This window comes from Streptomyces sp. MMG1533 (genome assembly GCF_001279775.1).
In the GTDB taxonomy this organism is placed as follows: domain Bacteria; phylum Actinomycetota; class Actinomycetes; order Streptomycetales; family Streptomycetaceae; genus Streptomyces.
Window position 1 is genome coordinate 24,226 of sequence record NZ_LGDG01000287.1, and the last position, 8,248, is coordinate 32,473.

The following is an 8,248-nucleotide window of genomic DNA, read 5'->3' on the forward strand; positions in this document are numbered from 1 at the left end:
TCGGCGTCGGCCTGGCCCATGTGGTGGTGGAGCAAGCGGCCAACGGCCCGGCAACGTCGCGGATGTTCCTCCGGTGGTACCCATGAACAACGCCCACATTCGATACTTCGGACACGGTTCGAAGTTTCGTTGCTGAAGATAGGGTCGCTCCGCAAGCGCGTCAACCCCTTTTGGCCGGGGCGTTTGTCTTGGGGGGCCGGTTCCTCCGGTGCCGGTGATCGCTGCGAGCCCGGCCGTACCGGCACGTTATTTAACCGTGACGACTTCCCGCTGCAATCCTCTTGACCGCCATGAATTGTTAGCGCTCACAATGACCTCCACGCCCCATCGGGCGGCAAAGCCACAACCAAGGAGGTGTGACCGACATGACCGCAAGGCCCCGGCTCGCCTCTCTGGCAGGAAGGAACGGATCGCACGGACGGTTGCCGGCCCGCCGGTCGGCACGGCCCCCACGGGGGCCGGCGTGAATCCGTCCACGCGGGAACACCCGCAGTCACCGCAGGTCTTATCGGCAGACGACAGCCAAGGAGGTACGGCCGTGGCCCAACCGCAGCTTCGGCCGCCGACCATGGCAGACGTCGCACGACTGGCGGGCGTGTCCCACCAGACCGTGTCCCGGGTGCTGGCGGACCACCCCAACGTCCGGGACGAGACAAGGACAAAGGTGCTGCGTGCGATCGAGGAGATGGGTTACCGGCGCAACTCCTCCGCACGAGCCCTGGCCACCCGCCGCACCCGCACCCTGGGTGTGGTCGCCTCCGACACCACCCTCTACGGGCCGGCCAGCACCCTGTTCGCGCTCGAGGAGGCGGCACGGGCCGAGGGGTACCTCGTCTCCACGGTCAGCGTGCGCAAGCTGACCGTCGAGACCCTCTCCGAAGCCCTGGACCACCTCGGCGACGGCGGGGTGGAGGGAGTCGTCGCCATCGCCCCCCAGCGATCGGCGGTCGAGGCCCTGGCCGGACTGCGCCATCCGTTCCCGGTGGTGACCGTGGGAAGCGGGGCCGGCATGGGCATCCCTTGCGTCACGGTGGACCAACACCTGGGCGCACGGCTGGCCACCGGTCATCTGCTGGCGGCCGGTCACCGCACGGTCTGGCATCTCGCCGGGCCCGAGGACTGGCAGGAGGCCGCCGACCGGGCGGCAGGCTGGCGGTCGACCCTCGAAGAGGGCGGTATCGAGCCGCCGTTGGTGCTGCGCGGAGACTGGAGTCCGCTGTCGGGTTACCGTGCCGGCCAGGAACTGGCGGGCTGGGTGGGGCGAGGGCTGACCGCGGTCTTCGTCGCCAACGACCAGATGGCACTGGGAGCGTTGCGGGCCCTGCGGGAAGCGGGCGTGCGAACGCCCGAGGATGTCGCCGTGGTCGGCTTCGACGACATCCCGGAGGCGGAGTTCTTCGCGCCTCCGCTCACCACGGTCCGGCAGGACTTCTCGGCCGTGGGCAAGCACAGCATCGCCCTGCTCCTGGATCTCATCGAGGGCCGGGCGCACCCCGCAACGCCCCGGATCGCCATCGAACCCCAACTCGTCGTCCGCGCCAGTACCTTCCCTCACACACCTCAACACACCACCCGGAGCAGCCCCCTTCAACCGGAGGGTGCTCCCCACTGAGCGGTACCGACCGTCTTCCACCTCTAGGTGTGGTCGATATTCCGAACGATGATCGACAGGCTGGACGCAGTGTGGCCGGTCCCATCGAGTACGAGCGGTCCGTCCGGACCGGCACTTCAAAGGAGAAGAACATGCTCAACAGACGGAACTTCCTCACTGCGGCGGTCGGCGTGGCGGCTGCGGGCGGCCTCGCCGCGTGCGCCAAGGAGGACGACTCCTCCGGCTCCACCTCCGCCGGCGGCAGCAAGGCGATCACCCTGGGCTTCTCCCAGGTCGGTTCGGAGAGCGGCTGGCGCAGCGCCAACACCGACTCGGTGAAGTCGGCTGCCAAGGAGGCGGGCTACACGCTCAAGTTCTCCGACGCCCAGCAGAAGCAGGAGAACCAGATCTCCGCGATCCGCAGCTACATCACGCAGGGCGTGGACGTCATAGCCTTCTCGCCGGTGGTCGTCACCGGCTGGGACGCGGTGCTGAAGGAAGCCAAGGCCAAGAAGATCCCCGTGGTCCTCACCGACCGCTCCGTCGAGACCTCCGACGAGTCCCTGTTCGTCACGCTCGTCGGCTCGGACTTCACGGACGAGGGCCGGCGCGCGGCCAAGATCCTGGAGAAGGTCCTCGAGAAGGCCGGCCACAAGGGTGCCGTGAAGATCGCCCAGCTGGAGGGCACCACCGGTGCCGCTCCTGCGATCGAGCGCGCCAAGGGCTTCAAGGAGGTCATGGAAGCCGACCACGCGGACGACTGGAAGATCGTCGTCAGCCAGACCGGTGACTTCACCCGCGCCGGCGGCAAGCAGGTCATGGCCGCCTTCCTCCAGTCCAACCCGGACATCAACGTGCTGTTCGCGCACAACGACGACATGGGCATCGGCGCCATCCAGGCCATCGAGGCGGCCGGCAAGAAGCCCGGCAAGGACATCCTGATCGTCACGATCGACGGCGTGAAGGACGGCTTCGTCGCCATGTCCGAGGGCAAGATCAACGCCATCGTCGAGTGCAACCCGCTGCTCGGCCCCCAGCTGATGGAGGTCGTCCAGAAGGTCAAGGACGGCGAGACGGTCGAGCGCTGGATCAAGACCAAGGAGAGCGACTTCATGCAGGACCAGGCCAAGGCCGCGCTCCCCACTCGCAAGTACTGACCGACCGCACCCACCGGCAGGGAGCCCTCCGCCGATCTGCCCCTTCATAGGGGGCTGTCCAGGGGGCTCCCTGCGGGCCTGAACGAAATCCATGAGGAGCGCTGCCATGGCAGAGCCGCTGCCCGTCCTGGAGATGACGGGCATAGTCAAAGAGTTTCCGGGGGTACGGGCTCTGTCGGGTGTCGACTTCCGGCTCTTCCCCGGCGAGATCCACGCCCTGATGGGCGAGAACGGGGCCGGGAAGTCCACCCTCATCAAGGTGCTGACCGGCGTCTACTCGCTGGACGGCGGCACGGTCACCCTCGACGGGCAGTCCGTGCAGATCGACAGCCCGCTGCAGGCGCAGCAGGCCGGCATCAGCACGGTCTACCAGGAGGTGAACCTCTGCCCCAACCTGTCGGTGGCGGAGAACATCTTCATCGGACGTGAACCCACCCGCGCGGGCCGCATCCAGTGGAAGCGCATGCGCAAGGAAGCGGCGGAGCTGGTCGACCGGCTCGGCCTCGACATCGACGTGACCGCGCCCCTGTCCTCGTACCCGCTGGCCGTGCAGCAACTGGTCGCGATCGTACGGTCGGTGGGCACCGGCGACAGCGACGGCGCGGGAGCCGGCACCAAGGTGCTGGTCCTGGACGAGCCGACGTCCAGCCTCGACCGCGACGAGGTCCTCGAACTGTTCCGCCTGATGCGGCAGCTCAGGGACGAAGGCGTCGCGATCCTGTTCGTCTCGCACTTCCTCGACCAGATCTACGAGATCTGCGACCGGATGACCGTACTGCGCAACGGCACTCTCGTCGGCGAGCACATGGTCCGCGACCTCGACCAGGTCGGACTGGTCCAGCTGATGATCGGCAAGGCCCTGGACCAGCTGGAGGAGCTCCACGACCACCAGCTGCACGCCGATGTCGGCGAATCCCTTGTGCACGCCGACGGCCTCGGCAGGACCGGTGCCATCGCCCCCTTCGACCTGGAGATCAAGAAGGGCGAGGTCGTCGGACTGGCCGGCCTGCTCGGCTCCGGGCGTACCGAACTCGCCCGGCTGCTCTTCGGCGCCGACCAGCCGGACACCGGCAAGGTCAGCATCGGCGGCAAGCAGGTCTCGATGAGCGCCCCGAACGACGCGATCGCCGCGGGCGTCGCGTTCTGCTCGGAGAACCGCAAGGCCGAGGGCCTGGTGCCCGACCTGACGGTGCGGGAGAACATCATCCTCGCCCTGCAGGCCTCACGCGGCTGGACCCGGCCCATCCCGGCCGCCCAGCGCGACGAACTCGTCGCCAAGTACATCAAGGCACTGGACATCCGGCCCGCCAACCCCGAAGCACGCGTCGGCCAGCTCAGCGGCGGCAACCAGCAGAAGGTGCTGCTCGCCCGCTGGCTCATCACCCAGCCGAAGCTGCTGATCCTGGACGAGCCGACGCGCGGCATCGACGTCGGCGCGAAGACGGAGATCCAGAAGCTCGTGGTCTCGCTCTCCGAGGAAGGCATGTCCGTGCTGTACATCGCGGCCGAGCTGGAGGAGGTGCTCCGGCTCAGTCACACCATCGGCGTGCTGCGTGACCGCAAGCTGGTCGCACAGATCGCCAACGGGCCCGAGATCACCCCCACCCGGATCCTGGAGACCATCGCGAGCGGAGAGCACCAGTGACCACGACTCCCCGATGGCGAGCGCTGACGCAGCATCACCTGTTCTGGCCGGTCGCCGTGCTGGTCGTCCTGCTGCTCATCAACGTTCCCTTCACCCCCGACTTCTTCGCGATCAAGATGACGGACGGCCACCTCTACGGCAGCCTCGTCTCGATCGTGCTGTTCGGCTCGCCCCTCATCCTGGTGGCGGTCGGCATGACCCTGGTGATCGCCACCGGCGGCATCGACCTCTCCGTCGGCGCGGTGGTCGCGATCACCGGAGCGCTGACCTGTTCGTACATCAGCGACCAGGCCGACCAGAGCGCCCTCTCCGGGGTTCTCCTCGCCATGGGCCTGGGCCTGCTGGCCGCGGTCGTCTGCGGCCTCTGGAACGGCTTCCTGGTCGCCCGGATGGGCATCCAGCCGATCATCGCCACGCTGATCATCATGGTCGCCGGGCGCGGTGTCGCCCAGCTGATCACCGACGGCCAGATCATCACGATCAACAGCGAGCCGTACAAACTGATCGGCGGCGGCTACTGGCTGACGCTGCCCTTCTCCATCTTCGTGGTGGCCGTGGTCGTCGCCGTCACCGTGGCGCTGACCCGCCGTACGGCGCTCGGCCTGCTGGTCGAGTCGGTCGGCGGCAACGCGGAGGCCAGCCGCCTGGTGGGCATCAGGTCCCTGCGCATCAAGATCATGGTGTACGTGTTCTGCGCGCTGTGCGCGGGCATCGCGGGCCTGATGATCAGCTCCAACACCTCGGCCGCCGACGGCAACAACGCCGGCCTGTGGATCGAGCTGGACGCGATCCTCGCCGTGGTGATCGGCGGCACCTCGCTGCTCGGCGGCCGGTTCTCCATCGGCGGCACGGTGGTCGGCGCCCTCGTCATCCAGACCCTGACCACCACGATCTACACCATCGGCGTGCCGACCCAGACCAACCTGGTCTTCAAGGCCGTCGTCGTCATCATCGTCTGCCTGCTGCAGTCCCCGAAGTTCCGCGCCAAGGTCTTCGGCGCGAAGGGCCTCAAGGGTCGACGGTCCGCGGCTCCGACGGACGGCGCCGCGACGGCCGAGGCCGCTCCCAAGATGGAGGTGTCGCGATGAGCGCGACCACCAAGACCCCTACGGCGCCGGAAAGCCGTACGACGCCCAAGGCCGCGCGGCTGCTCGGCGACCGGCGTCTGCCCGTCCTGGTGACGGCCGCGCTCTTCCTGGCGATGTACGTCGGCGGGTTGAGCCGCTACGCGAACTACGGCTTCGGTGAACCGCAGGTCTTCCTGAACCTGTTCATCGACAACGGCTACCTGCTGGTCGCCGCCGTCGGCGCCACGTTCGTCATCCTGTCCGGCGGGATCGACCTGTCCGTGGGCTCGGTGATCGGGTTCACCACCATGTTCACGGCATGGCTGGTGGAACGTCAGGGTCTGCCGATCCTGGTGGTGATACCCATGGCGCTGGCCGTGGGCGCGCTCGGCGGCTTCGTGATGGGCTACGTGATCCACAACTTCGAGATCCAGCCCTTCATCGTGACCCTCGCCGGCCTCTTCCTCTTCCGAGGCCTGTGCCTGGTCATCAGCAAGGAGTCGATCTCCATCGGCGACTCCTCGGTGAGCAGCATGGCCCAGGCACAGGTGTCACTGGGCGGGGCCTTCCTGTCGATCGGCGCGATCGTCGCACTGGTCGTCCTCGGCGGGGCGTTCTACGTGCTGCACTACACGCGCTTCGGGCGCCGGGTGTACGCCATCGGCGGAAACGAGCAGTCGGCCCTGCTGATGGGCCTTCCGCAGGGAGGCACGAAGATCGCCGTGTACACCGTGAGCGGCTTCTGCTCGGCCCTGGCCGGTCTGCTGTTCACCCTGTACATCCAGTCCGGTGACCCGCTGCACGCCACCGGCATGGAGCTCGACGCGATCGCCGCGGTCGTCATCGGCGGCACGCTCCTGACGGGCGGCTCCGGCTATGTCCTGGGCACCCTGTTCGGTGTCCTGGTGCTGGGCCTGATCAAGAGCATCATCCAGTTCGAGGGCACGCTCAGCTCCTGGTGGACGAAGATCGCCACGGGTGTGCTGCTGTGCGCCTTCATCCTGATCCAGCGCGCCATGACGGCCCGTAAGAAGACCTGACCCTTCCGGGCGCTCCCGGCCACCCGGCCACCTGCGTATCCAGCCACTTGGCCCGCCTCCGCACACGCGGAGGCGGGCCAAGTGGCTGGCGCGTGGACGTGGCGCGTGGACGTGGCGCGTGGACGTGGCGTGTGGACGTGGCAGTGGAGACGCACGAAACCGTCCGACGCTGGTGCGGTGCGGTGCGGTGCGGTGCGGTGCGGGCGGTGAGCTGAGCTGAGCGAGTCAGCCGGTCTTCTTCCAGTCCTTGCAGCCGGCCGTCTTGAAGTAGACGTCCGAGGAACTGATCGTCACGACGGCCGTGCCGTTCACGTTGTTGTTCGCGACGATCGAGTCCATCGAGTGCTCGGCGTCCTTGTCGCGCTCCCAGTAGCAGGAGTCGTCGGCGTTGCCGGTGGACTTGTAGGTGCCGGGCGCGATGTCGGCGCCGACTCTGAACATGCCGCCGTCGCCGGCCATCTCGGAGGCGGGGGAGCCCTTCGCCTTCAGGTCGACGGCCTCCCAGTCGTTGCAGTCGCTCGACTTGAAGAGCTTGTCGGTGGCCTTGACGGTCACGTAACTGGTGCCGGTGACATTGTCGTTGGCCAGCAGCGAGTCCATCTCGCCCGAGGCGTCCTTGGCCCGCTCCCAGTAGCACATGCCGTCGCTGTTGCCGGTCGTGCGGTAGGTGCCGGGCTTGACGTCCGTACCGACCTCGAAGTCGCCGTCCCCCGAGAACGCGACCTTCTTCTCCGCGACCTCCGTCGTCCCCGCGTCCTTGGCCTTCTCACCGCGGGGCTTGCTCTGCGCGGACGCCGAAGAGCCCTTGCCGCTCTTGCCGGATCCACTGTCGTTGCCACCGTTCCCGGCGTTCCCGGCGTTCGCCGAGACGGCGCCGATCACGACGACTCCGACGACGGCGCCCAGCGCGACTTTGCCCTTCATGCCCATGACTGTGTCCCCTCCCCACGCGGCGACTGCCGCCGTTCGGCTGCCGCTCGTTCGATGGGTCAATAAGAACAGAGACTGTGAACCGAGTCAACACGGTTAACGGGATGTCTTGTGTACACGGCCGTGAATGGGTAGATCTTGATTACGTCGGTATGCTCGACGCCACACACGGGACCGCGCGGACGACAGCGCGGGGACGACGAGGGGAGCCGGGTGGTGCAGGACAACGCGACAGAGGTGACCGCCGCCGGAATCGCACGGCTCGCCGGCGTCGGCCGCGCCGCCGTCAGCAACTGGCGCCGTCGGCACGCCGACTTCCCCAAGCCGGTCGGCGGCACCGAGACCAGCCCGTCCTTCGCCCTCGCCGAGGTCGAGGCATGGCTGCGCCACCAGGGGAAACTCGCCGAAGTGCCGCTGCGCGAACGCGTTTGGCAACAGCTCGCCGGCCACCCCGAGGGACCGGTCACGGCCCTCACCCACGCCGGCTGCGTCCTGCTCCTGATCCACGACCGCCCCACGGTCTGGCTGGAGGTGAGCGCCGGCTCCGACGAACGGCTGGCCGCGATGCTGACGGGCGCGCTGGAGCAGGTGCTCGTGCCCCGCTTCGGCGCGCCGCGGGGCGGACGTGGCGGCGGCCGGAGTGTTCACAGGCCGCCGGGTGTGAACTCGCCGCAGTTCGTTAACACCCCGGGCGCTGTGAACACCCTGGACGCCGTGAACTCCGGCGGAAGCGAAAACGCCGACGAAGGCGGAAACACCAGCGGCGGCCGAAACACCAGCGGGGCTGTGAATACCGGTGGGTCCGTGAACACCGGTGG

At 68.0% G+C, this 8,248-nt stretch carries 7 protein-coding genes; 6 read left to right on the top strand and 1 reads right to left on the bottom strand.

The window, feature by feature from the left end:
- The first annotated feature begins 538 nt into the window (after positions 1-538).
- The 5 genes from ADK57_RS45405 (at position 539) to yjfF (ending at position 6,500) form a co-directional block, all read left to right on the top strand.
- Entirely contained in the window at positions 539-1,612 is a 1,074-nt protein-coding gene (locus ADK57_RS45405) for a LacI family DNA-binding transcriptional regulator (protein ID WP_107091808.1), read from the top strand.
- 131 nt (positions 1,613-1,743) lie between these two features.
- The gene (locus tag ADK57_RS45410) at positions 1,744-2,748 is read left to right on the top strand and encodes an ABC transporter substrate-binding protein (RefSeq protein WP_053755662.1); all 1,005 of its coding nucleotides are present in this window, start codon (positions 1,744-1,746) and stop codon (positions 2,746-2,748) included.
- Between the two features lie 106 nt (positions 2,749-2,854).
- Positions 2,855-4,393 (top strand): sugar ABC transporter ATP-binding protein, encoded by a 1,539-nt coding sequence (locus ADK57_RS45415; protein ID WP_053755657.1) that lies wholly within the window; start codon positions 2,855-2,857, stop codon positions 4,391-4,393.
- Entirely contained in the window at positions 4,390-5,481 is a 1,092-nt protein-coding gene (locus tag ADK57_RS45420; RefSeq protein WP_053755658.1) for an ABC transporter permease, read from the top strand. The genes ADK57_RS45415 and ADK57_RS45420 overlap by 4 nt, the downstream gene beginning before the upstream one ends.
- The gene (gene yjfF / locus ADK57_RS45425; protein WP_053755659.1) at positions 5,478-6,500 is read left to right on the top strand and encodes a galactofuranose ABC transporter, permease protein YjfF; all 1,023 of its coding nucleotides are present in this window, start codon (positions 5,478-5,480) and stop codon (positions 6,498-6,500) included. Before ADK57_RS45420 ends, yjfF begins: the two co-directional genes overlap by 4 nt.
- A gap of 225 nt (positions 6,501-6,725) precedes the next feature.
- Here the strand turns inward: yjfF and ADK57_RS45430 are convergent, their stop codons facing one another.
- Positions 6,726-7,430, bottom strand: coding sequence for a hypothetical protein (locus ADK57_RS45430; protein ID WP_053755660.1), 705 nt, complete (start codon positions 7,428-7,430; stop codon positions 6,726-6,728).
- Positions 7,431-7,646: 216 nt separating this feature from the next.
- On the opposite strand from ADK57_RS45430, the gene ADK57_RS45435 reads away from it, so the two are divergent.
- A partial coding sequence (locus tag ADK57_RS45435) for a helix-turn-helix transcriptional regulator (protein WP_420711982.1) occupies positions 7,647-8,248 on the top strand: 602 nt, incomplete at its 3' end.

Bases quoted from the DNA above. Each gene is read 5' to 3' on its own strand.
- yjfF (WP_053755659.1), top strand. From the start codon at position 5,478: ATGAGCGCGACCACCAAGACCCCTACGGCGCCGGAAAGCCGTACGACG.
- ADK57_RS45415 (WP_053755657.1), top strand. From the start codon at position 2,855: ATGGCAGAGCCGCTGCCCGTCCTGGAGATGACGGGCATAGTCAAAGAG.
- ADK57_RS45410 (WP_053755662.1), top strand. From the start codon at position 1,744: ATGCTCAACAGACGGAACTTCCTCACTGCGGCGGTCGGCGTGGCGGCT.
- ADK57_RS45430 (WP_053755660.1), bottom strand. From the start codon at position 7,430: ATGGGCATGAAGGGCAAAGTCGCGCTGGGCGCCGTCGTCGGAGTCGTC.